25 protein-coding genes are annotated in these 26,698 nt (G+C 61.6%); 15 read left to right on the top strand and 10 right to left on the bottom strand.

Translation table 11 applies throughout. The annotated features are described in order from the left end of the window. Window positions 1-52 precede the first annotated feature (52 nt). Window positions 53-883, top strand: coding sequence for an NADPH-dependent 7-cyano-7-deazaguanine reductase QueF (gene queF, locus BW992_RS24380; RefSeq protein WP_072388964.1), 831 nt, complete (start codon window positions 53-55; stop codon window positions 881-883). Window positions 884-1,049: 166 nt separating this feature from the next. On the opposite strand, the gene BW992_RS24375 is transcribed toward queF, so the two are convergent. Beyond that, a complete protein-coding gene (locus tag BW992_RS24375; protein WP_072388962.1) occupies window positions 1,050-1,316 on the bottom strand; it encodes a DUF4404 family protein in 267 nt (88 codons plus the stop codon). Window positions 1,317-1,422: 106 nt separating this feature from the next. Continuing rightward, window positions 1,423-2,043, bottom strand: a complete 621-nt coding sequence (locus BW992_RS24370) for a phosphatase (RefSeq protein ID WP_072388960.1) — start codon at window positions 2,041-2,043, stop codon at window positions 1,423-1,425. Between the two features lie 201 nt (window positions 2,044-2,244). Between BW992_RS24370 and BW992_RS24365 the strand changes: the two genes are divergently transcribed. The 3 genes from BW992_RS24365 to rssC all read left to right on the top strand — a co-directional run bounded on the left by BW992_RS24365 (window position 2,245) and on the right by rssC (window position 4,948). After that, window positions 2,245-2,934 (top strand): MlaA family lipoprotein, encoded by a 690-nt coding sequence (locus tag BW992_RS24365; protein WP_076407219.1) that lies wholly within the window; start codon window positions 2,245-2,247, stop codon window positions 2,932-2,934. A gap of 344 nt (window positions 2,935-3,278) precedes the next feature. Further along, window positions 3,279-4,460 carry a two-component system response regulator RssB gene (gene rssB / locus BW992_RS24360; protein ID WP_072388955.1) on the top strand — a complete coding sequence of 394 codons (1,182 nt, stop codon included), beginning with the start codon at window positions 3,279-3,281 and terminating at the stop codon, window positions 4,458-4,460. Next, entirely contained in the window at window positions 4,460-4,948 is a 489-nt protein-coding gene (rssC, locus tag BW992_RS24355; protein ID WP_072388953.1) for an anti-sigma factor antagonist RssC, read from the top strand. Before rssB ends, rssC begins: the two co-directional genes overlap by 1 nt. Before the next feature lie 97 nt (window positions 4,949-5,045). Here rssC and tal read toward each other — a convergent pair whose 3' ends face one another. From tal to BW992_RS27005, 4 genes are all read right to left on the bottom strand, one after another. Beyond that, the gene (gene tal, locus BW992_RS24350) at window positions 5,046-5,972 is read right to left on the bottom strand and encodes a transaldolase (RefSeq protein WP_072388951.1); all 927 of its coding nucleotides are present in this window, start codon (window positions 5,970-5,972) and stop codon (window positions 5,046-5,048) included. 178 nt (window positions 5,973-6,150) lie between these two features. Next, window positions 6,151-7,137: a tRNA dihydrouridine(20/20a) synthase DusA gene (gene dusA, locus BW992_RS24345; RefSeq protein ID WP_072430364.1), complete on the bottom strand. Its 987-nt coding sequence runs from the start codon at window positions 7,135-7,137 to the stop codon at window positions 6,151-6,153. A gap of 109 nt (window positions 7,138-7,246) precedes the next feature. After that, window positions 7,247-7,846: a putative adenosine monophosphate-protein transferase Fic gene (locus BW992_RS24340; protein ID WP_072458051.1), complete on the bottom strand. Its 600-nt coding sequence runs from the start codon at window positions 7,844-7,846 to the stop codon at window positions 7,247-7,249. After that, entirely contained in the window at window positions 7,846-8,016 is a 171-nt protein-coding gene (locus tag BW992_RS27005; protein ID WP_092179576.1) for a YhfG family protein, read from the bottom strand. The genes BW992_RS24340 and BW992_RS27005 overlap by 1 nt, the downstream gene beginning before the upstream one ends. 151 nt (window positions 8,017-8,167) lie before the next feature. Between BW992_RS27005 and BW992_RS24335 the strand changes: the two genes are divergently transcribed. The 4 genes from BW992_RS24335 to BW992_RS24320 all read left to right on the top strand — a co-directional run bounded on the left by BW992_RS24335 (window position 8,168) and on the right by BW992_RS24320 (window position 11,941). Further along, window positions 8,168-9,388 carry a putative DNA modification/repair radical SAM protein gene (locus tag BW992_RS24335; RefSeq protein ID WP_072458050.1) on the top strand — a complete coding sequence of 407 codons (1,221 nt, stop codon included), beginning with the start codon at window positions 8,168-8,170 and terminating at the stop codon, window positions 9,386-9,388. Next, the gene (locus BW992_RS24330) at window positions 9,385-10,239 is read left to right on the top strand and encodes a TIGR03915 family putative DNA repair protein (protein WP_172834643.1); all 855 of its coding nucleotides are present in this window, start codon (window positions 9,385-9,387) and stop codon (window positions 10,237-10,239) included. The genes BW992_RS24335 and BW992_RS24330 overlap by 4 nt, the downstream gene beginning before the upstream one ends. Before the next feature lie 123 nt (window positions 10,240-10,362). Next, window positions 10,363-11,049, top strand: coding sequence for a cysteine hydrolase family protein (locus BW992_RS24325; protein ID WP_072388941.1), 687 nt, complete (start codon window positions 10,363-10,365; stop codon window positions 11,047-11,049). Between the two features lie 4 nt (window positions 11,050-11,053). After that, the gene (locus tag BW992_RS24320) at window positions 11,054-11,941 is read left to right on the top strand and encodes a LysR family transcriptional regulator (protein ID WP_072388939.1); all 888 of its coding nucleotides are present in this window, start codon (window positions 11,054-11,056) and stop codon (window positions 11,939-11,941) included. Between the two features lie 21 nt (window positions 11,942-11,962). Here BW992_RS24320 and BW992_RS24315 read toward each other — a convergent pair whose 3' ends face one another. After that, complete coding sequence (locus tag BW992_RS24315; protein ID WP_072388937.1) at window positions 11,963-12,880, bottom strand: AraC family transcriptional regulator; 918 nt, start codon at window positions 12,878-12,880, stop codon at window positions 11,963-11,965. Window positions 12,881-13,083: 203 nt separating this feature from the next. Here BW992_RS24315 and BW992_RS24310 point away from each other — a divergent pair, with 203 nt between their 5' ends. Next, window positions 13,084-14,307: an MFS transporter gene (locus BW992_RS24310; protein ID WP_072458048.1), complete on the top strand. Its 1,224-nt coding sequence runs from the start codon at window positions 13,084-13,086 to the stop codon at window positions 14,305-14,307. Between the two features lie 120 nt (window positions 14,308-14,427). On the opposite strand, the gene BW992_RS24305 is transcribed toward BW992_RS24310, so the two are convergent. From BW992_RS24305 to chrA, 3 genes are all read right to left on the bottom strand, one after another. Continuing rightward, a complete protein-coding gene (locus BW992_RS24305; RefSeq protein ID WP_072388933.1) occupies window positions 14,428-14,916 on the bottom strand; it encodes a hypothetical protein in 489 nt (162 codons plus the stop codon). An 86-nt stretch (window positions 14,917-15,002) separates the two neighbouring features. Next, complete coding sequence (locus BW992_RS24300; RefSeq protein WP_072458047.1) at window positions 15,003-16,151, bottom strand: mechanosensitive ion channel family protein; 1,149 nt, start codon at window positions 16,149-16,151, stop codon at window positions 15,003-15,005. 174 nt (window positions 16,152-16,325) lie between these two features. Next, a complete protein-coding gene (gene chrA, locus BW992_RS24295) occupies window positions 16,326-17,672 on the bottom strand; it encodes a chromate efflux transporter (RefSeq protein ID WP_072458046.1) in 1,347 nt (448 codons plus the stop codon). A 183-nt stretch (window positions 17,673-17,855) separates the two neighbouring features. Between chrA and BW992_RS24290 the strand changes: the two genes are divergently transcribed. From BW992_RS24290 to BW992_RS24265, 6 genes are all read left to right on the top strand, one after another. After that, on the top strand, window positions 17,856-18,515 hold the full coding sequence (locus BW992_RS24290) for a ribonuclease T2 family protein (protein WP_072458045.1): 660 nt from the start codon (window positions 17,856-17,858) through the stop codon (window positions 18,513-18,515). Window positions 18,516-18,791: 276 nt separating this feature from the next. Next, entirely contained in the window at window positions 18,792-20,363 is a 1,572-nt protein-coding gene (locus BW992_RS24285; protein ID WP_072388925.1) for a sensor domain-containing diguanylate cyclase, read from the top strand. A gap of 76 nt (window positions 20,364-20,439) precedes the next feature. Then, entirely contained in the window at window positions 20,440-23,016 is a 2,577-nt protein-coding gene (locus BW992_RS24280; RefSeq protein WP_072430374.1) for a bifunctional diguanylate cyclase/phosphodiesterase, read from the top strand. A 68-nt stretch (window positions 23,017-23,084) separates the two neighbouring features. Further along, a complete protein-coding gene (xth, locus tag BW992_RS24275; protein WP_072430375.1) occupies window positions 23,085-23,879 on the top strand; it encodes an exodeoxyribonuclease III in 795 nt (264 codons plus the stop codon). Window positions 23,880-23,994: 115 nt separating this feature from the next. Continuing rightward, window positions 23,995-24,813 (top strand): arylamine N-acetyltransferase family protein, encoded by an 819-nt coding sequence (locus BW992_RS24270; RefSeq protein WP_072388919.1) that lies wholly within the window; start codon window positions 23,995-23,997, stop codon window positions 24,811-24,813. A gap of 306 nt (window positions 24,814-25,119) precedes the next feature. Continuing rightward, complete coding sequence (locus BW992_RS24265) at window positions 25,120-26,640, top strand: nucleobase:cation symporter-2 family protein (protein ID WP_072388917.1); 1,521 nt, start codon at window positions 25,120-25,122, stop codon at window positions 26,638-26,640. The last annotated feature ends 58 nt before the right edge of the window (window positions 26,641-26,698 follow it).

Here is a 26,698-nt window from a genome sequence, read left to right as displayed (position 1 = left end):
GGCGCTGGCAAAGGCTGATAGAATCCGCTGATTATTCAGTCAGGTTTCCGTCATGCATCCCGCAGCCGAACATTCGCCGCTGGGCAAATCCAGCGAATACATCGCCACGTACACGCCGTCACTGCTGTTCCCGATCCCGCGCACCGCGAAATGGGCGGAACTGGGCCTGACGGCCGAGACCCTGCCGTACAAGGGCGTGGATTTCTGGAACTGTTTCGAGTTGTCGTGGCTGCTGCCTTCCGGCAAGCCGGTGGTGGCTATCGGTGAGTTCGCGATTGCGGCGGATTCGCCGAATATCATCGAGTCCAAGTCCTTCAAGTTGTATCTCAACTCCTTGAACCAGACCCCGTTCGCCGATACCGCAAGCCTGGAGGCGACCTTGCGCCAGGACCTTTCGGCCGCGGCCGGCAAGCCGGTGGCGGTGCGGGTTCGCAGCCTCCAGGAGGTGGAAAGCGAAGGCATCGTGGCACTGCCCGGCACTTGCATCGACGACCTGGACATCAGCGTCGATTCCTACGCGCATCCGCGCCCGGAGTTGCTGCGTTGCGACGCGTCGCGCATCGTCGAGGAAAGCCTGCACAGTCATTTGCTTAAATCCAACTGCCCGGTCACCAGCCAGCCGGATTGGGGCAGCGTGGCGGTGGAATATCGCGGCGCGGCCCTGGATCACGCCAGCCTGCTGGCCTACATCGTCAGTTTCCGCCAGCATTCGGATTTTCACGAGCAGTGTGTGGAGCGGATCTTCCTCGACCTGCAGCGTTTGCTCAAGCCGGAGAAATTGACGGTGTATGCGCGTTATGTGCGCCGTGGTGGACTGGACATCAACCCGTATCGCAGCACCGAAGCGATGCAATTGCCGAATCGTCGTCTGGTCCGTCAATGAAACGCCGACGGGGAAACGAGCCTGTTCGCGATGAGGGCGCCGCATTCAGCCTTGGGGTTGAGCAACGGTACGCAATCGCGAGCAGGCCCCACGAAGGATCGCATTTGAGTTCGTGAGTAACGCAAAGCCCCACTGTCGAAAGTGGGGCTTTTTACATGCGCAGGGGTCAGATACCCATGCTGCCCAAGGCTTGCACGATATTGCGCAGGGTCCCGGCGATGGTAGGGTGTTCGACTTCGAATCGTTCCACGGCCAGGTTCACGCCGTCGACCAGGCTGTTGTCCTGAAGAGTGTTTTCCAGTTCGATTTCGGCCTCGATCTGAGTCATCAACTGGTGCAGGTTCTCGCGTTCTGGTTCGGACAGCGGCGGGTTCTGTTCCAATTGATCGCGCAGTTGGTCGAGCTGTTTTTGCAAATCGTCGCGGCCAGGCATGGCGTACTCCTTATTGATCGGCACAGCCATGGACCGCGACGCTTCGTCAAAGGTCCATGGCCTGCTTTAAGAGTAATCCACCCCCGCACAACCTGCATGATCCGGGTCAGGGCTTCTCGCCTTTGAGCCGACGCAGGCTGATATCGGCCAGGCAGGCGTCGAGTTCGCCCAAATGATCGATCACCGAATGCACCCCCAGCCCGAACAATTGCACGGTGGCCTTGGCCCGCCTGATTTCGCGTTGCTGTTGGTCCAGGGCCTGCCATTGCGCCGGCGCCAGGCCGCACAGCGAGCCGCAGGATGCGAGACCGATGGTCCATAGGCCGGCGTTGAGTCCGGACTGCAACAACCGGGGTTCGCCGCTCACCAGGACGCATCCGTCCAGTTGCTGGACGTTCAGGGCCATCAATGCTTGCCAGCAGGCATGGGGCGCTGGCCACGGATTATTTGTTGCAGGAAGTTGCGGCGATTTGATCCACGCCGGCAAGGACGCCGCCAGGCCATGGCTGACGGCGGGAGGCAGTTCATCGAGCCAGGCGCAGGGTATCTCTTGAAGTTGCAGGCGGTGGAGGCTTTCCAGCGCACCGGGCGTCGGGTGGGCATGCTCGGCCGGTTTCGCACCCGGTTGACGAACCCGCGCTCCGAAATCCACCAGGCACCCGCTCAGGCCAAACAGTACGGCGGTAAGACTGGGAGCGGGAAGGGGCAGGGCTTCGGCGCGGGGCATGGGAACGTCCTTGAAATAACCTGGAGCCTACCGGCCCTCGATGACAGCTCTGTGACAGGGAAATGAAGGCGCTGGATGAAAGAAAGGTCCTACAGGCATATTCCTTTACCCTGCTGCCTATCGACACGTTCCGCTTTATACTAGCCACCTCACCGCCTGGGCTCGGCGCCCTTGCCTGAACAATCCAAGGAGTTTTCCCCTATGCGCTGGAGCCATCGTCTAGCTCAGCTGTGTCTTTCTGCCAGTGTTCTGCTGGTACCGTTCGCCGCCCAGGCCGCCACGGAAGAAGATCCTTGGGAAAGCATCAACCGGCCGATCTTCAAATTCAACGATACCGTCGACACCTATGCGCTCAAACCGCTGGCGCAGGGTTATCAATATGTAACGCCACAATTCCTCGAAGACGGTATCCACAACATGTTCCGCAACATCGGCGACGTGGGCAACCTGGCCAACGATGTGCTGCAAGGCAAGCCGGCCGCCGCCGGGGTCGACACCGCCCGACTGCTCTTCAACACCACCTTCGGCCTGCTGGGCTTCTTCGACGTAGGCACCAGGATGGGCCTGCAGCGCAACGACGAGGATTTCGGCCAGACCCTGGGCTATTGGGGACTCGACAGTGGTCCCTATGTCATGCTGCCGTTGCTGGGCCCAAGCACCTTGCGCGATGCCCCGGCCAGGTTTGTCGACAGCTACACCACGCCGTATCCCTATATCGACAACGTCTCGGTGCGTAACTCGATCTTCGGCCTGAACATCGTCGACACCCGCGCCAGCCTGCTGTCGGCCGAGAAGATGGTGACCGGTGACAAGTACGTATTCATCCGCAATGCCTTCTTGCAGAACCGTGAGTTCAAGGTCAAGGACGGTCAGGTAGTGGACGATTTCTGATCCACCCTGCTGCGCACGAAAGGCGGCCCCGAAAGGCCGCCTTTCGTGCTTTCGGGGTGCATCGGGCGGGATTTATCCTTCCATTGAGTTACGCTTCGCTCGGTTCTTATAACTCTCTGTACTTTGACAAATAAAGACGGCAAGCGGCTATCCGCATGAGCTTGAAACGCCCCGCGGATGGGAGTACCGTCTGCGCCTTAGAAGGGCACCTCTGATGTAAACGTGTGTAGGGCAAACGCCTGAAAGCTGTACGACAGAGAGGCTAGAAAGCGAATCCAGTAGTGCGCGCCCGGCCCGACAGCCCAGCCCGCTACGCCAACCTAATTCTGGCGCCGTTTGCCCACATGCCAAAAACCAGTGCCACGCTGCTGATAATCGATGATGACGAAGTGGTGCGAGCCAGCCTCGCAGCCTACTTGGAAGACAGTGGTTTCAGCGTCCTGCAGGCCAGCAACGGCCAACAGGGTCTTCAGGTATTCGAGCAAGACAAGCCCGACCTGGTCATCTGCGACCTGCGCATGCCGCAGATGGGCGGACTCGAACTCATTCGCCAGGTCGCCGAGATCTCCGCGCAGACACCCGTCATCGTGGTCTCGGGCGCGGGTGTGATGAACGACGCGGTCGAGGCTTTGCGCCTGGGCGCGGCGGATTACCTGATCAAACCCCTGGAAGACCTGGCCGTGCTAGAACACTCGGTGCGCCGGGCCCTGGACCGTTCGCGGCTGATGGTGGAAAACCAGCGCTACCGCGAAAAACTGGAAACCGCCAACCGCGAGCTGGAAGCCAGCCTGAACCTGCTGCAGGAAGACCAGAACGCCGGGCGTCAGGTGCAGATGAACATGCTGCCGGTCAGCCCCTGGTCGGTCGACGACTTCCATTTTGCCCACCAGATCATCCCGTCGTTATACCTGTCGGGTGATTTCGTGGACTACTTTCGGGTCGATGAGCGGCGAGTAGCGTTTTACCTGGCAGATGTTTCCGGTCATGGCGCCTCGTCGGCGTTCGTGACGGTGCTGCTGAAATTCATGACCACGCGCCTGCTGTTCGAGTCCAAGCGCAATGGCACGTTGCCGGAGTTCAAGCCTTCGGAGGTCCTGGGGCATATCAACCGGGGCCTGATCAGTTGTAAGCTGGGTAAACATGTCACCATGGTCGGTGGAGTCATCGACGAGGAGACGGGCTTGTTGACCTATAGCATCGGCGGCCATCTGCCGTTGCCTGTGTTGTACACCCCGGACAGTGTTCGGTATCTGGAAGGGCGTGGTCTGCCGGTGGGCCTTTTCAACGAGGCGACCTACGAGGACCACGTACTGGAATTGCCACCCGTATTCAGCCTGACGCTGATGTCTGATGGCATTCTGGATCTTTTGTCGGAGCCTACACTCAAAGAGAAAGAAGCGGCCTTGCCTGAACGGGTGAGTGCTGCGGGCGGCAGCCTGGAAGGTCTGCGGCAAGTGTTTGGATTAGCTACGCTAGGGGAGATGCCGGATGATATCGCCCTGTTAGTGTTGAGCAGGAACCTTTGATGAGTACCGGTAGAATCCAGTTCGCCGAGCAGGACGGCACATTTGTCCTGAAGTTTGTCGGTGAAGTGCGTCTGACCCTTTGTTCGGCGCTGGATGCGACTATTGAGCGGATCTTCACTGCATTGAATTTCAATGCCATCGTGATCGACCTGACTGAAACCCGCAGTATCGACAGCACCACCCTTGGCCTGCTGGCCAAGTTGTCGATCCTGTCGCGGCAAAAGGTCGGCCTGCTGCCGACCGTCGTCACCACCCACAGCGACATTACCCGCCTCTTGCAGTCGATGGGCTTCGACCAGGTGTTCAACATCGTCGGTGACCCGGTGCCGTGCCCCGAGTGCCTGGACGACCTGCCTGATCAGGACCAATCCGAAGAAGACGTGCGGATCAAGGTACTGGAAGCCCACAAGATCCTGATGGGGCTCAACGAGTCCAATCGTGAGGCGTTCCATGACCTGGTGAATGCGCTGGAACGACCTGGCTCTTGATTCATCTCCGTGGGCCGACATCAAGGCTTGCGGATTGATGCAATGAAAAAAGGGGGCGAACCCATCCAGGTTCGCCCCCTTCTTGTTTCGACTGCGCTTAGAGCTTGGCTTGCAGCAGCGCCTCGAGTTTCTCCTGGTCCCGGGCGAACTGGCGGATACCTTCGGCCAGTTTCTCGGTGGCCATGGCGTCCTCGTTGGATAGCCAGCGGAATTGCGCTTCGTTGAGGCTCAGGCGTGCTTCACCGGCCTGTCCAGGCGCCAGCTTGCGTTCCAGCTTGCCTTCGTCGGCGGCCAGTTTCTCCAGCAGTTCCGGGCTGACGGTCAAGCGGTCGCAACCGGCCAGTTGTTCGATCTGATTGATGTTACGGAAGCTGGCGCCCATGACTACGGTCTTGTAGTCATTGGCCTTGTAGTAGTTGTAGATGCGTGTCACGGACTGCACGCCTGGATCATCGGCGCCGGTGTAATCGTTGCCATTGGCCTTCTTGTACCAATCGTAGATACGGCCTACGAACGGCGAAATCAGGAATACCCCAGCGTCGGCACAGGCCGCGGCCTGGGCGAAGGAGAACAGCAGGGTCAGGTTGCACTGGATACCTTCGCGCTCCAACTGCTCGGCGGCGCGGATACCTTCCCAGGTCGATGCGATCTTGATCAGGACGCGATCACGGCCGACGCCGGCCTTCTCATAAAGATCGACCAGGCGATGGGCACGCTTGAGCATGGCGTCGGTGTCGAACGACAGGCGCGCATCCACTTCAGTGGAAATACGCCCCGGAATCACCTTCAGGATCTCCTGGCCGACCGCCACGCCAAAACGGTCGCTGGCCAGGCCGACATCACCCTTGCAGTCCGCCACGCAGGCGTTCAGCAGCTCGGCATAACCGTGCATCGCCGAAGCCTTGAGCAACAGGGAAGGGTTGGTGGTGGCGTCCACGGGTTTGATGCGGGCAATAGCTTCGAAATCGCCGGTATCGGCCACGACGGTAGTGAATTGCTTGAGTTGTTCCAGCTTGGAAGTCATGAGCGTGCTCTGTCCTATGGGTCTGTTGACATTACCCGAGGGCTGACAGCCACTCAAGGGCGTGAAGAGGTATCGACAGCCCCGGCGGCAACAACCTGAAAACGGCTGTTTGAATGGGCGGGGCGAGTATCCGTAAATACGATGCCAAAACACCACGCAGGTTCAAACCCAGTGACGATCAACGCCCTTCCAGCAACTGAGCGGCCTGATCCAGCAATGCCAGCGGATCCTTGGCCTTGTGGATATCCACCGACAACAACTGCCGAAACCGCCGCGCGCCCGGAAACCCGGTGCCCAGCCCCAGTACGTGGCGAGTGATGTGATGCATCGCCCCGCCTGCGGCCAGATGATCGGCAATGTAAGGTCGCAACCGCGCCAGGGCCTCGGCCCGGGTGATGACTGGTTCCATGCTGCCGAACAGCTGTTGGTCCACCTCGGCCAGCAGATAAGGGTTGTGATAGGCCTCGCGCCCCAGCATCACCCCGTCGAACGTCTGCAGATGCTCATGGCAGGCCTCCAGCGTCTTGATGCCGCCGTTGAGCACGATCTCCAGGTCCGGAAAGTCTGCCTTCAACCGAGCCGCCACGTCATAGCGCAAGGGCGGAATGTCGCGATTCTCCTTGGGGGATAGCCCCTCCAGAATCGCGATACGCGCATGTACGGTGAAACTCCTGCAACCCGCCTCGCGCACCGTCCCGACGAACTCGCACAGCTGCTCGTAGCTGTCGCGCCCATTGATTCCGATGCGATGCTTGACCGTCACCGGAATCGATACCCCATCACGCATCGCCTTCACACAATCGGCCACCAGCCCCGGATGCCCCATCAGGCACGCACCGATCATATTGTTCTGCACCCGGTCGCTGGGGCAGCCGACGTTGAGGTTCACCTCGTCATAACCATGGGCCTCGGCCATACGCGCGCAGGCCGCCAGATCAACCGGGACACTGCCACCCAGTTGCAGCGCCAGGGGATGCTCGGCTTCGTGGTGACGCAGGAAACGCTCATGATCGCCGTTGAGCAACGCCCCGGTGGTGACCATCTCGGTGTAGAGCAAGGCGTGTTTCGAGAGGATGCGCAGGAAGAAGCGGCAGTGGGCGTCTGTCCAGTCCATCATGGGGGCAACAGAAAAACGACGGGAGAGCGGAGCGGTTTGTAGGGACATTGGCAATCTGAGTCAACGAGGCGAATGGCGCAGTTTATCAGGGTTGTATCGGGGATGCCGGTAGGCGTTCATCCCTTGAAGCCATCACCGCCTCCCGACTAACCCATCGTCAGGCCTGGATGGCCGGCCCGATACACTTCTCGAATACCTGCTGCATCGGGCCCGGCACGCAGTTGTAGGCCGAGATGTTCGCAACGATCCATTCTTCCTTCTCGATCCCCCACCAGCTGATCTCGAATCCGGCGTTCATGATGAGGTGTTCGAAGAGGATGCGCTGGGCTCGTCCGTTGCCTTCGCGAAAAGGATGTACGACGTTGATATCGGAATAGGCGTCGGCCACGGCAATGATCAGGTCTGCCCGGGGCAGGCCTTCGAACCAGTGGGCGGCGGCCATGTGGCTGAAGATCTTGCCGGCTTCCTTTTCCATGAACTGTGGTTGGCAGAAGCGCGTATCTTGCTTGGCCATCCCGACGGTTCGCAATTCTCCGGCCCATTCATACAAGTCCGAGAACAGTCGTCGATGGATGTTCTGGAGGTAAACGAGGTCGTAGGGAGGAGGGTTGAATTCGACGCTGTCCGCCGCGATGGCCGTGAGTTGCTGCTCGGCTTCGCTCAGGGTGGCGTCGTCGCGAATGTCGAGTTTGTTTCGAAGGACAGTGGAGCCGGGATAGCAGTAGGCGTCTTCACCGACGCCATATTTGTCCAGCATCAGGTTCTGGGCTTGGTGAAGGTCTTGAGGATTTCTTCGCGGGTCGGCATCTTGAGGTTGCCGTCGGCGAAGTCCACTTTGAAGCCTTCCAGGCGCAGGCTGGCCGCATAGTTGGATCTACGGGTTCTGGCTGCATAGGCCTTTTTGGCTTCAAGGCTGATAGTGCCCATGGGCTGGACCTCGGATTGCGTGGGTGAGCCGATTATAGCCCATCTCGCGGCCTGGCCCCAAAGCCTCTGGCGCGATGAATGGACCGACGGGGCTTGCATCGCCGTGCGACTCAAAATACTGTATTTATGTCCAGTATCGAGAATCGCTTCCATGCAACTGATCGCCAAGCTCGGCATTCTTGCCGATGCCGCCAAGTACGACGCCTCCTGCGCCAGTAGCGGAGCCCCCAAGCGCAGTTCGCGAGGCCGCGATGGGCTAGGGGCCACGGACGGTATGGGGATCTGTCACAGCTACACGCCTGATGGGCGTTGCGTCTCGTTGCTCAAGGTGCTGCTGACCAATTTCTGCCTGTATGACTGCCAATACTGCGTCAACCGTCGTTCCAGCAATGTACCGCGGGCGCGCTTCACGCCGGAGGAGGTGGTGCGCCTGACGCTGGATTTCTATCGTCGCAACTGCATCAGTGGCCTGTTCCTGAGCTCCGGTATCATTCGTTCGGCCGACTACACCATGGAGCAGTTGATCCGGGTGGCGCGGCTGCTGCGCGAGGAGCATCAGTTTCGCGGGTATATCCATCTCAAGACCATTCCCGATGCCGATCCTCTGTTGATCGAAGAGGCCGGGCGGCTGGCCGACCGGCTGAGCGTGAACATCGAACTGTCCACCGAGGTGAGTCTCAGGCGCCTGGCGCCAGAGAAGCAGTTGTCGACGATCCGCCAGGCCATGGGCACCATCCAGGAGGGACAGCAAGCGGTGGCTGGCGAAGCGCGGGCGCCCCGGTTCGCTCCCGCCGGGCAGAGTACCCAAGTGATCGTCGGGGCCGATGCCACCGATGACCATGCCATCCTCAGCAATGCCGAGTCGCTCTATCAGGGGTATGGCCTGCGGCGGGTCTACTATTCGGCGTTCAGCCCGATTCCTGACAGCCCTGCCAGCGTACCCCTGGCGGCGCCTCCGCTGTTGCGCGAGCATCGTCTCTACCAGGCTGATTTCCTCATGCGCGGCTATGGCTACAAGGCCGGCGAGTTGTTGCGGCAGACCGGCAACCTGGACTTGGATATCGACCCCAAGCTGGCCTGGGCGTTGGCCAATCGTGAGGTCTTCCCGGTGGATCTCAACCGTGCCGAGCCGGCCCTGCTGGCGCGAATTCCCGGTATTGGCCTGCGTAGTGTGCAGCGTCTGGTTGCGCTGCGCAGGGAGCGTCGCGTTCGTTATGACGACCTGGTGCAGTTGCGTTGTGTACTGGAGAAGGCGCGACCGTTCATCGTCACCAGTGATTATCGGCCGCCCGATGCGCAGGTGCGCAGCGGCTTGTTGAGGGCTCGTCTGCGTGATCCCCAGCGACCCGTGCAGATGGGGTTGTGGGGATGATTGCGCTGGATTGTGACGACAGTTTCTCCCTCTGGCGGGAACAGGCGCGAACGCTGCTGGGTCACGGTATCGACCCGGTCGAGGTAACCTGGGCCCAGGGGCCCATGGTTGACCTGCTCGCCGTGCCGGCGCCATTGCCACGAGACCCGGGGCCGTTTCGCACACGGGTACCGGCCACTTTGTTGCCATTGCTCGAACAGGCCAGTCGTTATCGGGGCGAGCAACGCTGGAACCTGCTGTATGAAGTGCTCTGGCGGGTGGCTCATGGCGACCGCACCGCGATGCTCGCCGGTGACCGCCTGGGAAGCGAGCTGCAGCGACGGATCAAGCAGGTCAGCCGCGAGGCCCATCATCTGCACGCCTTCGTGCGCTTCATACCGTTGCCACAGGAAGTCGCCGGTCAGTTGCAACTGGACCTGGTGTCCTTCCACGAGCCGGCCCATGACATCCTTGAAAGCGCGAGCGGTCATTTTGCCGAGCGACTGGGACGCCAACGCTGGTTGATCGCAACGCCCCGCGACGGCATCCGCTACGATGGTCACAAGCTGGACTACCAGCGTCATTGCCCTGAACAGTGGCGGCAGTGGGCGCAGCATGCCCAAGACCCCGGCGCGGAACTGTGGCGCACCTATTACCGGCACATTTTCAACCCGGCGAGGCTCAATCCCCAGGCGTTGCGCCAGCATATGCCCGGGCGGTTCTGGCAGCATCTGCCGGAGGGCGATTTGATCCCCCGGTTGGTGGGGCAGGCGCGCCAGGGCAAGCAGCGGGATGGACAGGCGGTGGAGGTGGGGGAAAAGGTCGGCAAGCGGATCGTCGTGGATGCCCAGGTCCTCAGGCCAGCCACTTGACGAAATTCCATTGGGCGGCGTCATTTGTGCAAGAATCAAACATGTCCTGTCTTGGCCGCGCTGTGTTCCATTTCCGCCGGTCCCCCTAGCATTCCTTCGTCCATTGTCCAGAAGGAATTCTCCATGCAACGTTTTACTCGCCGTTTTCTCACCGCCTGTGCATTTTCCGGCATTATCGCCAGTGCCGGGGCATTGGCTGAAAGCAATCCAACCATCCGCGCCATGTCGGGTGCCCAGGCGGTGAGCCAACTGCCCGCCGGTAAGACCGCGTTACTGATCATCGATTTCCAGAACGAATACTTCACTGGCAAGATGCCGATTCCCGATGGCGTAGCGGCGCTGGACAAGGCCCGTGAGCTGATTGCATTCGCCGACGAGCACAAAATGCCGGTCTATCACATTCAACACATTGCACCCCCAGGATCGGCAGTGTTTGCCCAGGGGGGTGAAGGCGTGAAGTTCCATCCGCAGATGCAGCCCAGGGCCAGGGATGGGGTATTGCAGAAAACCACTGTCAGCGTCTTTGGCAGTACCGACCTGGACAAGCGCTTGAAGCGCGCCGGTATCGAAAACCTGATCATCTCCGGCCTCATGACCCACGCCTGTGTCGCCGGCGCCGCCCGTGACGCCGCGCCACTGGGTTACAACGTGCTGGTCGCGTCCGACGCATCGGCCACCCGTGCCATTACCCGAACCAACGGTGACTCCATCGACAAGGATGCGTTGCACAAAGCCGCGCTGGCCGAAGTCGAGGACACTTTCGGCGATGTCATGACCACTGCCCGGATCCTCAAGCTACCGGTGCGCTGACGCCATGAACCAGATGCTCGCCATGCGCGTGTTCCGCTGCATCGTGGAGGCCCAGGGGTTTTCGGCGGCGGCCGAGCGGCTCGATACAACCCACTCTTCCGTCTCGCGGCATTTGCAGCAGCTGGAATCCGCGCTGGGCGTGCGTCTGCTCAATCGCAACACCCGGCGCATGAGCCTCACCGCAGCCGGGGAGCGCTATTACGCCGCTTGCGTGGACATTCTGGATCGCGTCGACGCGGCGTCCCAAGCCGTGACGCAGGAACATGAACGTCCCTCCGGGTTGCTTCGGATCAGCGTCCCGCTGACCCTGGGTACCTTGGAACTGGGCCGCTGGCTGCCGGCTTTCCAACAGCGCTATCCAGACATCCGGATTGATCTGTCCTGCTCCGACCCGCTGGTCGACCTGGTGGCCGACGGTTTCGATGTGGCGTTGCGCATCTGCGGTCCGCTGGCCGACAGCAGCCTGGTCGCCCGCTTGCTCGGCGTGTCGCCGCAAGTGCTGGTCGCGGCGCCGGCTTACGTGTTCGAGCATGGCCTGCCTCGGAGCGTGGTTGAACTGGACGCACATCGGCTCCTGACCTACGCGTCGGCGACCCGCTGGTCGCTGGTGAACGAAGAAGGGGAGTCGTTCAGTTGGGATTGCGCCAGTTTCTTTCATTCGGACACCATCACCGCTCTGCACGCCGGCGCCCTGGCTGGTACAGGCATCGCAGCGTTTACCCTGGCGACGGTACAGGACGACCTGCTGGCGGGGAGGTTGGTGCGGATCCTGCCGGACTACACCCTGGGGTCGAGGCATTGTTATGCGCTCTATCCCCATGCTCGTCACCTGCCGGCCAAGGTCCGGGCGTTCGTCGAGCATATGGCGGAGTATTACCGCGACAAGAGCTGATGCCCTGGCAGGTTCTGGCTGTCAGACCACGCTGATATCGCGACCGGCCTCCCGCGACGCCGCGATGTCCCGCTTGGGCGGCAGGCCGAACAGGCGACCATATTCGCGGCTGAACTGAGAGGGGCTTTCATAGCCCACTTTCGAGGCCGCGCTGGCCACGTCCATGTTTTCGTCGAGCATCAGGCGCTTGGCTTCGTTCAATCGCAGCCATTTCTGGTATTGAAGCGGGCTCATCGCGGTGAGCTGGCGGAAATGATGGTGGAAAGTCGGTGGGCTCATCTGCACCCTCGCCGCAAGGTCTTCCACGCGGATAGGGTCGGTGTAGTTCAACTTCAGCCAGTCGATGGCCTTGGCGATGCGGTAGCCCTGGCTGTCGACGGACGCAATCTGGCGCAGCCGGGCCGCCTGGTCGCTGATCAACAGTCGGTAGTGGATCTCGCGCTGGATCAGCGGCGCCAGCACCGGGATCGCTTCGGGTTCGTCCAGCAGGGCCAGCAGGCGTACGAACGGTGCGAGAAGATCCGGCGTCGCCTGGCCAATGCTCGCGCCAATCCCGGAGGGCCTGTCACGGGGCGGTGCCATGCCGTCCTGGGCAATCAGGTCGGCCACCAGGCGCAAGTCGAGCTTCATGAGCAGGCCCAGGCAGGGCTGTTCCGGGCTCGCCTGGAGCACTTCCGAGTTGGCGGGCAGGTCCAGGGAGGTCATGAGCAGGCGCGTATTGTCGTAGCCATAGGCCTGGCCGCCGATCCAGATCTGCTTCACGCCTTGGGCCACCAGCACGATGCTCGGCTCGATCATGCAAATGGCCGGCGGCGCCGGGGCTTCACGTCGAAACAAGCCCAGGCCGGCGATGGGCGTCTGGAAGTCGCCGGTGTGGGGCGTCCGGGCGCCGATGAGGTCGGCGAGTGCTGCTTGCAAGGAACTGCGCTGGGTTGCCATGTCGGGTTGCAGTCATCTCGGGTTGACAGTGATGCAGCGAACATTAACCCGTCCGGCAGGCGCTGCCCATGGTGCACCGACCGCCTCACAGGATCAGGCAAGCATTCAACCGGAATGCATTACCGGACATCAGGGCCTGGCGCTGAAACTATCGCTTGCAAATCGATGACATGCCCCTTGCCGACGGAGTAAACGTAGCCCCGATGACTGATCGCTATTGGATGAAAACCCAAACCCCACCCGCCTGGAGCGCGGTATTCGCCATGTCGCTGGCCGCGTTCGCCCTCGTTGCTTCCGAGTTTCTGCCGGTCAGCCTGCTGACGCCGATCGCGGCGGACCTTCAGGTCAGCGAGGGGCAGGCCGGGCAGGGCATTGCCGTGTCCGGCGCCTTTGCCTTGATCACCAGCCTGTTCATTGCGTCCATCGCCGCCCGGGTCGATCGCAAGAGGCTGCTGCTGGCGCTGACCCTCCTGATGATCGTTTCCGGGACCGTGGTGGCACTGGCGCCCAACTACCTGACGTTCATGGCAGGCCGTGCGCTGATCGGCGTGGCAATCGGCGGCTTCTGGTCGCTGTCGGCGGCCACGGCCATGCGACTCGTGCCGCAGGACCAGGTCCCGCGAGCCTTGGCCCTCGTCAACGGCGGCAACGCCTTGGCGACCGTCGTGGCAGCGCCGTTGGGCAGTTTCCTGGGTGCGATCATCGGCTGGCGCGCAGCCTTCTTCTGCATCGTGCCGGTGGCGCTGGTGGCGCTGGTCTGGCTTGTGCTGCGACTGCCGTCCATGCAGACCCGGACGAAGCAGGGCTCGGGCAATGTCCTCGCGCTGATGGCCCGTCCTCCGATTGCGTTGGGCATGCTGGCCGTCAGCACATTCTTCATGGGGCAGTTCATGTTGTTCACCTATCTGCGACCTTTCCTTGAATCGGTGACCCAGGTGAGTGTCTCCATGCTTTCGTTCATGTTGCTGGTGATCGGTCTGGCCGGATTGCTCGGCACCTTCCTGATTGGCGCATTGCTGCGCAACGGAGTGTTTCGCACCCTGGTGATCATCCCCCTGGTGATGGCGGTCATTGCCATTGCGCTCGTAGGGTTCGGTAAGTCGGTGTTGATCACGACTGTTCTGCTGGCGCTCTGGGGGCTGATCGCGACTGCCGCGCCCGTTGGATGGTGGACCTGGTTATCCAGGGCGTTGCCTGAAGAAGCCGAGGCCGGTGGTGGTCTGATGGTGGCGATCGTTCAGCTCGCCATTGCGGCGGGCGCGACGGTGGGCGGTGTCCTGTTTGACCTGAACGGCTACCAGGCGACCTTCGAGACCAGCGCGGCGGTGCTGGTGGTTGCCGCCATCCTCACCCTGCTGGCCGCACGAGCGGCGGTTCGGGCGTCCTCAGGCGCTTCGAACGCGGCCGATTACGGTGTGGTGAATTGAGCAACGTCCAGAAGGCACCGTGAGGCCCAAGGCGCTATCGACAATGCCTTGGGCCTTTCTGGCAGAAGCGAGCCGTGACCTCGGGGCGGTTGCCGCCTGCGTCCAAGCGCCCGGCTTGCATCAAAGCCCCAAGCCTTGCTCCACCAGCGTGAGCAGGCGGTCCTCATCCAGCGTCAACAGCTCGGGGCGCGACTGCGCTGGCGGCTGCGCAGCCTGGAGATGCCAGAGCGATTCACCGTGCTCGCCGACAGTACGCAGGATGCAGTGGGTCTGACCTTTCATGTGAACCTCGATACAGCCTTCGCCCCTGGAAGAGAAGCGGGCGATCGGGTCGAGCTCGATACGATGGTGGTTGCCCTCCATCACCAACTGGTCGATGGCGTAGTGGTAGGTCGAACCGCCGGAGTGGCTTTCAAATACATGGGTGGGGTTGCGCCGGATGTTCAGGCCGGCCTCGCAGACCGGCGCCAGCCAGGTTTCGATCTGGCGGTACAACTCGTAGACCTGGGCGGGCCAGTGTTCGATGGCCAGGTCGGCGCAGTTGTCGGTGTCGGCGCGGGTTTGCCGGGTCTGCCGCAATTTCGCCGCGAGCGCGTCTGCCTTGTTCATGTCGATTCCCTGTCGTTGTGATGCAAAAAGCTTAGCTCAAGGGCAAAGGGGCTCATTGCGTTGGGTCATGAAGCGACGTTGTCTGGTCAATGCCGCGCGCCATACGCTGGCGAGTTCTGCATCGAGGTGTCGTGTCCGGTGTCTGTGGAGCGCTGCGGCATGTCCGGCAACGAGGCCACGTGGACGGTGCGCGCCGGTGTGGCCAGGCGTACGCCGATTTCGGCGAATGCTTGCATCATGCCGAGGTTGATTGCCTGCTGGATATCCATGTAGATGTTGTAGCTGGGGTCCAGCACGATATAGACCGTCTCGAACTCCAGCGCACTTTCGCCAAAACCGCGAAAGTGGGAGCGGTCGAAGCGGGTCTTTTCCTGGGCCCTGATGATGCGCTCGACAATGGCCGGCACCTGCTTGATCTGTTCGATCGAGCATTCGTGGGGCAGGGCGAACTCGAAGACGATGCGTCGTTCCTGCAGACGCTTGTAGTTCTGGATGGTGATGCTGATCATCTGGGCGTTGGCCATCACGATCTGTTCGCCGCTCAGACTGCGGATCCGTGTGGTTTTCAGGCCGACATGTTCCACCGTACCGGCCAGGGAGCCCACGACGATGAAGTCGCCGACCTCGAAAGGCTTGTCCACGGCGATGGACAGCGAGGCGAACAGGTCTCCGAGGATGTTCTGCACAGCCAGGGCCACCGCGATTCCCCCGACCCCGAGGCTGGCGACGAACGCGGTGATGTTCACACCCAGGTTGGAGAGCATGGCCAGCAGGACCACGGCCCAGAGGAACACCTTGGCGCCCCACAGGCTCAGGGTTGCCAAGGCGCTTTTCTGATGAATGTCGCCGTGGCTGTGGCGAGCGAAATAATGCAGGAGCGTGAGGGCGATCGCCCGGTTGGCCCACAGGCCGACCTGCAGGGCGGCCACCACGAACCAGAGGCTGCTGACGCGGCCCAGCCAACGCTCGGGCAGGTCCAGCACACCGACACCGATGAGGATCGAGGCCAGCAACAACAGCGTATTGCTGGTGCTGGACAATACCTCGACGGCGATGTGACTGACGTGGGCGTTGGGCTTCTGTGCCAGGACCTCTACCTTGCGCAGCAGGAAGCCGATGCCTGCCCGGGCGACGATAAAACTCACCGTCATCACGCCCGATGCGAGCAGCCAGTTGGCGATGGAGATCCCCAGCAATTGGGTGGTGGTGAGGATGTCGAGAGCGTTTGATTCCATGGATCGGTCACCTGGGCCAGGCAATCAGGCAGCGAGCGACTGCGTCATTGCTGTTCTGGTTCGAGCCCTTGCCGTTGTTGCGCGAGGGCGTGGCAGGGCCATGAACTTCATTAGGTGACCAAGGGAAAAGGGTGTTCAATTTTTTGCCCGCAGGCGTCCAGGCGTCGCTTGCAGTCACTGACGCAACAGATGCACCGCCAGCCCGGCCAGCCCGCACGCCAGCAAGACCTGAATCACGCCACGTTGGTACCTGAACAGAGCGATCGTGGCAAGGATTGCAATGATTGCCGACGGCCAGTCCAGTGCGCCGGCAAAGCCGTTGGGCCACAGAACGTGGTAGCCGAAGAAGCAGGCCAGATTGAGGATCACGCCGACCACCGCCGCGGTGATGGCCGTCAGCGGTGCGGTGAATTTCAGGGTGTTGTGGGTCGACTCCACCAATGGGCCGCCGGCCAGGATGAACAGGAACGAGGGCAGGAAGGTGAACCAGGTCACCAGCGTGGCCGCGACGGCGCCAGCGACGAAAGCCTGTTCGGGGCCGAACACCTGCGTGACGTAGCCGCCGACGAAACCGACGAACGCCACCACCATGATCAAGGGGCCGGGCGTGGTTTCCCCCAGGGCCAGGCCGTCGATCATCTGGGCCGGTGTCAACCAGCCGAAGTGTGCGACTGCGCCCTGGTAGACGTAGGGCAAGACCGCATAGGCGCCACCGAAGGTCAGCAAGGCAGCCTTGGTGAAGAACCAGGCCATTTGCGTAAGCGTGCCTCCCCAGCCGAACGCCAGGGTCAACAGGCCCATGGGTAACGTCCAGAGTAGCGCGCCGACGATGACCAGCCGGGTGAGCCTGCCGACGCTGAACCGGGCATGCTCCGGGGGAGGGGTATCGTCGTCGATCAAGGCGCTGCCGAAGGAGCGATGCCCGGTATCGTGTCCCCCCAGGCTGAATTTTTCCGGTGCCCAACGGCCTCCCAGGTAACCGATCACAGCCGCCCCCAGCACAATCAGCGGGAAGGGCAGGTTGAAGGCAAATATCGCGGTGAACGACGCAGCGGCGATTGCCCACAGCCAGTTGTTCCTGAGGGCGCGGGAGCCTATACGGTGGGCTGCATGCACGACGATCGCCGTCACGGCCGGCTTGATGCCATAGAAAATGCCCGCCACCACCGGTACTTCGCCAAAGGCGACATACAGCCAGGACAACGTGATGAGGATGAACAGCGAAGGCAATACGAACAGCGCCCCGGCGATGACCCCACCCCAGGTCCGGTGCATCAGCCAGCCCAGGTAGGTCGCCAATTGTTGCGCCTCGGGGCCCGGCAGCAGCATGCAATAGTTCAGGGCATGCAGGAAACGCCGCTCGGAAATCCAGCGGCGACGCTCCACCAGTTCCTGATGCATGATCGAAATCTGTCCCGCCGGTCCGCCGAAACTGATGAAGCCCAACTTGAGCCAGAACCAGAAGGCTTCACGCAGGCTGACAGCCGAAGGGGCGTCGGCGATTGGGGGCTGGATGTTCATGGGCGATGGGTGCTTGAGGCCGGGGACGGTCTACGTTAGGGGGCGCCATGCAATTTGAATAGCCCCGGGCAAGGTTTACCTGTAAAAAACTCGTCCTTTCATGGGGTTGAAACACAACCCTGGCACAATCGCCGGCCGAGTCGTCGTCATGATTATTTCCATCGCTACCCAAGGAGTGGGTCAATGAAACAACGTTTTGCAATCGCGGTGCTGCTCGCCTTTACACTGGGCTGCATCCACACGGGCAATGCCCGGGAGTCGCGCAATGCTCGGGCGGAATCCGTCGCGGGCGTATTCGATTATTACGTGCTGGCACTGTCCTGGTCGCCGACTTTCTGCCTCACACACCCGAGCGATTCGCAATGCTCCGGCAAGGGCTACGGTTTCGTGCTCCATGGGCTCTGGCCGCAATACGCCAAGGGCGGCTGGCCACAGTCTTGCGCGCCGCGGGTGCCATTGACGGCAGCCGAGCGGGACAAGGGCCTGACCTTGTTCCCCACGCCGAAACTGATGGAGCATGAATGGTCCAAGCACGGCACGTGCAGCGGCCTCGGCGCGATGGGCTACCTGGAGGCTTCCGACAAGGCCCTGGGGGCGGTGAAGATTCCGCCACAGTTGCAGCCTCTGAGCTCGTCCTACTATTTCGAGGCCGAGGAGATTGCCCGACTGTTCCGGCAGAGCAATCCCGGTATGCCGGACAAGGGGATCGCCGTGATTTGCAGCGGGCCGCAATTGTCGGAAGTGCGAGTGTGCATGGACAAGGACCTGGGCTTCAGTGCATGCGGCAAGGGCGTACGGACGCAATGCCGGGCCGGAGAAATCCGCGTGCCGCCAGTACGCTGATTGCAGCGGAAACGGCCTGAGGCCGGCCCGCCTCAGCCGTTGTAGAGGCGGGCTTGTCCGCGAAGGCGACAGGTCAGAAGGTAGCGATTCGGGCAGGTCCGATGCTATCGCAAGCAAGCTCGCATCGGTGCTGCGAGCCTGCTTTTTGGATCCAACCCCGCCATCTATCGCCTTCATCGCTAAGGCAAATTGCCGCCCCACAGGCGGTAGGCTAAGCTCACGGATATTGGGGGCTTTGAGCGATTCGCTCATGTTTTGCCCTCCCCAGGAATTCGCTTGCCTATCCCCATCCATGATCCGCTCCACACCCCTGGCGGTGCACTGAAGCGCCTGCCGCTGCTCAAGGCGGCGGTGGCCTTTATTGCAGCGGTCTGCCTGTGCCTGTGCGGTTTGCTGTACCTGCAACTGGAGCAGTCTCGCCGGCACGACCTGGAGTCGGCGAGAATCGCTTCGGCCAACCTGACCTGGGCCATGGCCCAGCAGGCCCAGGACACGTTCCGTCAGGCCGACCTGGTGCTGGACAGCCTGACGGACTGGATCCAGGTCGATGGTTTCGGACCTTCGCTGCAACCGCGCCTGCAGAAAATACTCGCCCGGCGTGTGCAATCGCTGGAGCAGTTGCATGGCCTTTTCCTGTTCGACAAGGACGGGCAGTGGGTCGTCACCTCCTTCGACAATCTGAAGAAAGGCAGCGGCGTGGCGGACCGGGAGTACTTCGTCTTCCATCAGCAGAACGCCTCCTTGATCGCCCATATCGGACCGGCGATCCGCAGCCGGCAAAACGGCGACTGGATCATCCCCATTTCGCGGCGCCTGAATGATGAGGACGGCAACTTCCAGGGCGTGCTCATGGCCGGCATCAAGATGTCGTACTTCGACAGGTTCTTCAAAAGTTTCAGTCTCGACGACAAGAGCGAGATGGTCCTGACCTTGTCCGATGGAACCCTGCTGGCCCGCCGGCCTTTCGACGAGACGATGATCGGGCGCTCCCTGGCCCAGGAGCGTCTGTTCCGGCATGACCTGGCTGGTACGCAGCCTCACAGCGCGATGATCCGCTCCACCACCGACGGCGTCGTCCGGCTCTATGACCACCAACACCTGCAGGCTTATCCGCTGATGGTCACGGTCGCGATGTCCAAGCAGTCGATCCTGGCGGGCTGGTATGCCAAGGCCTTTCAATCCAGCCTCATCGTGGCCCTGGTGGTTACCGGTATCTGCCTGTTCGGCTGGGTATTCGTACGCCAGGTGCGTAACAACGAGCGGATCGAGGCCGACCTGCGCAAGGCCCAGGAAACCTTGCGATTGATCGCCACCCACGACAGCCTGACCGGGCTGGCGAACCGGCGATTGTTCGAGCGGGCCCTGGACATCGAATTTGGCCGGGGCGCACGCCAGCGCAGTTCGTTGAGCCTGATCCTGCTCGATATCGACTTCTTCAAGCGCTACAACGATACCTACGGGCACGTGGCCGGGGACCATTGCCTGGCCGAAGTGGCGAAGGTCCTCAAGAGCTGCTGCCATCGCAAGGCCGACCTGGCGGTGCGTTACGGAGGGGAGGAGTTCGCCGTGTTGCTGCCCGACACCAACCTGCAGGGCGCCGTGACGCTGGCCGAGCAGATCCGCAGCAGCCTGATCGAGAAACACATCACCCATTCCGGCTCCCCGACCGGCTACCTGACGGTGAGCCTGGGCTGCTATGCCTTCGTGCCCAGCAGCCTGGACAGTACCGAAGTCTTCATCCAGAGGGCCGATGCCGCGCTTTACCAGGCCAAGCACAGCGGCCGCAATCGCGTGGCGGTGTGGTCGACGGAAGATGGGCGCGGTGTGCTGGAGCGATCCGACCGTTGAGGTTCGTTGGAGTCATCGACCGCTGAAGACGGTCAACTGCACATCGAAGTCAGGGTCGATGTACAGGAGCAGGTGAATGGACACTTCTGCCGATACGCCTTCAAACGTCATGCGCCATACCCCCATTACCCGTCGCCTGGTGGCCGCCGTTGCGGGGCTGTTCGTCGTCGGCGTGCTGTTGACCGTCGCGGCGCTGCTCGACATCGCCAGCGACCTGGATGCCGAGGATGTGCGCAAGACACATTTCTACACCGAGCGCGCGGTGGAAAATCGCATCACCGCCTCGAAAAACTACATCACCAGCTACGCCTTCTGGACCACGGGATACGAACATCTCAATGGCGAGGTCGATGTGAACTGGGCCTACGCCGAACAGAACATGGGCAAGACGCTGTTCACCAACGACGAATACGAAGGCGTGTTCGTCATCGACCGTGAGCGCACCAAGTACGCCTTGATACGGGGACAGCCTGTCCAGGCCGACGTGTCAGCCTTCATGGACATGCCGTTGCAGGAACTGATGAACCAACTTCAGGACCAGTCCGATCTGTCGACGCCCCGGATCCGCTATACCTTGTTCGAGGGCTGGCCGGCCATCGTCACCGCTGCGGTGATCCTGCCCAATGACGAGCGCCCCCGGATCGATCCCAAGGGCACGTCGATCCTGCTGTTTGTCGATCAGCTGACACCCGTCAAGCTGCGCAAGCTGGGCCAGAGCTACGGCTTGATCGATTTGAATCTCAAGCAGGATACGACGCTGGAGCCAGGCCAGCCGGCGGTACCGCTGGACAGTACCGGCTACAGCCTGGTGTCTCGGCTCGAACGACCGGGCCGGCAGTTGCTCTGGTCGCTGGTACCCCCGCTGGGCGCGGCACTGTTGATCCTGGCGTTGCTCACCGCCTGGTTTTTCCGCTACGCCATGCGTACCGCACGGCATGTGGACGCCAGCCATGATCGCCTGGAGAGATCGGCCCAGGCCCTTGAAGCCAGCGAAGAGCGGTTCCGGGCCGTGGCCGAGGCGGCTTCCGACTGGATCTGGGAAATCGACGGCCAGCGTCGCATCACCTACCTGTCGGGACGCTTCAGTACCGTTACCGGGTTTTCCGACCGGCAATGGCTGGGGCAGGACATCGAACAGTTGTTGTTCTGCGACACGACACCGATTGCCTTGTGGCTGGGCAACCTGACGGAGGAACACAATGCCAGCAACCTGCGTTGCTCCTACCGCGATCACTCCGGGCAATTGCGCTTTTGTCGGGTTTCGGCGCGGCCGATCCAGGACAAGGGCGAGGTGGTGGGGTATCGCGGCACCGCCAGCGACATCACCGACGAGGTGGCCGCCCACGCCCAGGTCCAGCACTTGTCATTGCACGATGCGCTGACTGGCCTGCCGAACCGCAACAAGCTGGCGCGGCACCTGGACGACGCCCTGCTGGCCAAGGAGCATTCCGCACCCTTGACCCTGCTGATGGTGGATCTGGACAACTTCAAGCCGATCAACGATTCCCTCGGCCATCCGGCCGGCGACGCGGTGCTGCTGGAGGTGGCCCAGCGGTTGCGCGACAGTACCCGTGAGCAGGACCTGGTGGCGCGGTTGGGGGGCGATGAGTTCGTCGTGGTTCTCAGCGGCATGGAGAACACCACCGAGATCGATCGGTTCTGCGCTCGGCTGATCGACAGCCTGCAGCAACCGATCCACTATGAGACTCATGCCCTGCACATCGGCGCCAGCATCGGCATTGCGGTGAGCCGTCGCCAGGGCTACGTGCCCGGTGAGTTGATCCGTTGTGCCGATATCGCCTTGTACCAGGCCAAGTCCGAAGGCAAGAAGACCTGGTGCTACTTTGCCCCGCACATGAATGACCAGATCCAGCATCGACGCCAGCTGGAAAACGACCTGCGCCAGGCCTTGAAGAGAAACGAGTTCGTCCTGCATTTCCAGCCTCGCTACAAGGTCGACGGTCGCGAGATCGTCGCCGTCGAGGCCCTGGTGCGCTGGCAGCATCCAAGCCAGGGCTTGCTGGGGCCGGATGCCTTCATTCCAATGGCCGAACAGACCGATCTCATCGTTCCGCTTTCGCGCTGGGTGCTGCGCGAGGCTTGCGAAACCGCGCTGACCTGGCCGGGGGACCTGATGGTCTCGGTCAATCTCTCTCCCGCGCAGTTCGAACGCAGCGATGTGGTGGAGGATGTGCGCCAGGTGCTGATCGAAACCCATTTCCCGGCCAGCCGCCTGGAACTGGAAATCACCGAGAACGTGATGCTCAACGATGTGGACGGTGCCCTCCAGGTCATGAATGCCCTCAAGGAGCTGGGCGTGCGCCTGAACATGGACGATTTCGGTACCGGCTATTCTTCACTCGGCTACCTGCGCACCTATCCGTTCGATGGCATCAAGATCGACAAGCGTTTCATCGCGTCCATGAGCAACAGCAGCAACGACCGCGCGGTGGTGCAGGCGATCATCAACCTGGGCAAGGCCATGGGCCTGACCGTCACGGCCGAAGGGGTGGAAACCCTGGATCAGCTCGGTTCGCTGGGAACGGACCAATGCCACGAGGTCCAGGGCTATTTCCTCAGTCGACCCATCGACAAGGCGGCTTTCACGCACCTGCTGCAAAGTGCTCGGCCCTCGTCGAGAACCGGATCCTGAACATCGTTGCAACCACTGCGGTTTGTTGTCGGTCACACAGGAGTGTCCTGGCATTCGAGTTCTGGCCCATGAAAAACCTGCGGATCGCGACCTTCAACATCAATGGCATCCGGGCCCGGTTGCCCAACCTGCTGCAATGGCTGGAGCGGGAGAGCCCCGATATCGTCTGTCTGCAGGAGCTCAAGGCGGCCGACAAGGATTTCCCGGCGGCGGAACTGGAGTCGGTGGGGTATGGATCGATCTGGCATGGCCAGGCGTCGTGGAACGGTGTCGCGATCCTGGCCCGCGATGCGCAACCCCTGGAGAGCCGCCGGGGCTTGCCCGGCGGTGATGCCGACAGTCACAGCCGCTACCTGGAGGCGGCCGTGCATGGTGTCCTGGTGGGGTGCCTGTACCTGCCCAACGGCAATCCACAGCCAGGCCCCAAGTTCGATTACAAGCTGGAGTGGTTCAACCGGCTGATCGACTACGCCAAGGACCTGCAGGCCAGCGATCACCCGGTGGTGCTGGCGGGGGACTACAACGTAGTGCCCACCGACATGGACATCTACAACCCACGCTCCTGGCTCAAGGATGCGTTGCTGCAGCCTGAAAGTCGGGAGTGCTACCAGCGGCTGCTGGACCAGGGCTGGACGGATGCGTTGCGCCATCTGTATCCGCAGGAGAGGATCTACACCTTCTGGGACTATTTCCGTCAGCACTGGCAGAAGAACTCCGGGCTGCGTATCGACCACCTGTTGCTCAACCCGGCGGCCAGTCCTTATCTGAGCGAGGCAGGGGTAGACGCCTGGGTCAGGAACCAGCCTCATCCCAGCGATCATGCCCCCACCTGGATCCGGCTCGCCTCACGAAAACGACGCTGAAGGGCGAAACCCGGCGGGCCGGGGTGTTGTCGGTGCACAAGTAATGCCTTATACCTGCTGCCAACTGCAGTGAGCTTGCTGCAAGCCCTGCGCCGGACCGGATAAGGACACCCTCATGGACACCGCACGACTGAGCGATACGGGCCGTTATCTGCATCGCCTGGGCTTCGACGCCCCACCCGCACCGACCCTCGAGACATTGCGTCAGCTGCAATGGCGCCACACCGCCGAGTTCCCTTTCGAAACGCTTTCCACCCTGCTGCGTCAACCGGTGCATATCGACCTTGAATCGATCGAGCGAAAAGTCTTCGAGCAAGGTCGCGGTGGCTACTGCTATGAGCTCAATCACTTGTTCATGGCGCTCCTGCTGGAGCTGGGCTTCGACGTTCGTGGCATCACCGGCAGGGTTCTGATGAACGCCTCACAAGGAGCGTGGCCAGCGCGTACCCACCGCATTACCCTGGTGGTCATCGATGGCGTGCGCTATATCACTGATGTGGGGTTCGGCGGCATGGTGCCCACCGCCCCGCTGTTGCTCGATAGCCGGGACGTGCAGGCCACGCCCCACGAACCGTACCGCATCGAGGTGCATGAGGACGGCTACCTGCTGCAAGCCAACGTCGCGGGCGAATGGCGACCGATGTACCTGTTCGACCTGCAACGCCAGGAGGACATCGACTACGCCGTGGGCAACTGGTACGTCTGCAGCCACCCTGAGTCTCCGTTCATGGGCCGGCTGATGGTGGCCCGCACGGGAGACGGCTTGCGCAAGACCCTCAACGGCAACAGCTATGCCGTGCACCGGCTGGGACAAGAGAGCGAGCGACGGATCATCGCGCACGCCGATGAACTGATCGAGCTGCTGGAGGAGGAATTCAGCCTGCGCGTTCCGCCGCGAGAAGTGCTGCGGCCCGCGGTGAAGGGGCTGCTCTAGGCTCTGTTTGAAAAGACTTGAGGCAAAGGTCATGCAAGGCGAAAACCGGCGAGGAACGGCCGGGGTCGCGCTCGTTTTTACTGGAGTAAATGAGCATTGCGATCGACTCGCGCACGAGCCGGTTTTCACCGCCGCCTGAACGAGTATCGAGGCTTTTCAGGCAGAGCCTGGAGGCAATGGGGTCACGGATGAGGTGATGACCCTTTGGTCATGATGTGGGCTGAAAGTTGTATACAACTATCTGGACATTTGTCCTGATTTTTGAATACAGTGTGCCCATAACAAAAAACAGGGAACCCCCGAACCATGAAAACGCCCCATGTTTCACTCCCACGGCCCGAGGACGAAAACCTTGGTGTCGGCGCGAATATGGCTTACGGCCTGCAACATGTGTTGACCATGTACGGCGGTATCGTCGCGGTGCCTTTGATCATTGGCCAGGCAGCCGGCCTGTCGTCGGCGGACATCGGCCTGTTGATTGCGGCGTCGCTGTTCGCAGGGGGGCTGGCTACCTTGCTGCAGACCCTGGGCCTGCCGTTCTTCGGGTGCCAGTTACCCTTGGTGCAAGGCGTATCCTTCTCCGGCGTCGCGACCATGGTGGCGATTGTCGGGACCGGCGGGGAGGGTGGTTTCCAGGCCATCCTGGGGGCGGTCATCGCCGCATCCTTGATCGGTTTGCTGATCACCCCGGTGTTTTCACGCATCACCCGGTTCTTTCCACCGTTGGTTACAGGCATCGTGATCACCACCATCGGCCTGACGCTGATGCCGGTGGCGGCACGTTGGGCCATGGGGGGCAACAGCCATGCCGCCGATTTTGGCAGCATGGCGAACATCGGGCTGGCTGCCGTCACGCTGGTGCTGGTGCTGTTACTCAGCAAGATGGGCAGCGCGACCATTTCCCGGCTGTCGATCCTGCTGGCCATGGTGGTCGGCACCGTGATCGCGGTGTTCCTGGGCATGGCGGATTTTTCTTCCGTCAGCGAAGGGCCGATGTTCGGCTTCCCCGCACCGTTTCATTTTGGCATGCCCACGTTCCACATCGCGGCGATCCTGTCCATGTGCATCGTGATCATGGTGACCCTGGTGGAGACCTCTGCCGACATCCTGGCGGTGGGGGAGATCATCGACACCAAGGTAGACTCCCGGCGCCTGGGCAATGGCCTGCGGGCCGACATGCTGTCGAGCATGATCGCCCCGATCTTCGGGTCCTTTACCCAGAGCGCCTTTGCCCAGAACGTCGGGCTGGTGGCGGTGACCGGGATCAAGAGCCGCTTCGTCGTGGCCACCGGCGGGGTATTCCTGGTGGTGCTCGGCCTGCTGCCGTTCATGGGGCGGGTGATCGCGGCGGTTCCGACCTCGGTACTGGGCGGTGCTGGCATCGTCTTGTTCGGTACCGTTGCCGCCAGCGGCATTCGCACCCTGTCGAAAGTCGATTACCGCAACAACGTCAACCTGATCATCGTCGCCACCTCCATCGGCTTCGGCATGATTCCCATCGCCGCACCGAACTTCTACGATCATTTCCCCAGCTGGTTCGCGACCATTTTCCATTCGGGCATCAGCTCTTCGGCGATCATGGCGATCGTCTTGAACCTGGCCTTCAACCACTTCACCACGGGCAATTCCGACCAGCAGTCGGTCTTCGCCGCCGGGACCGAGCGGGTGTTGCGCTACCAGGATCTCGCGGCGTTGCGTGAAGGCGATTATTTCAGCGATGGCAAGCTGCATGACTGCGACGGCAATGAGATCCCCGTGGTGGCGGAGCCTGCTCATTCGACGGCAGAGCATGCCCCGGTGCGGCTTGAAAGCCGCGAGCACGTCTGACGGGGTGATGTAGCGCTCATGAAAAAACAGCCTGTGATTGGCCAGTCACAGGCTGTTT

It is taken from the genome of Pseudomonas sp. 7SR1 (genome assembly GCF_900156465.1).
GTDB lineage: Bacteria > Pseudomonadota > Gammaproteobacteria > Pseudomonadales > Pseudomonadaceae > Aquipseudomonas.
This window is presented reverse-complemented; position numbering and strand designations above follow the sequence as displayed.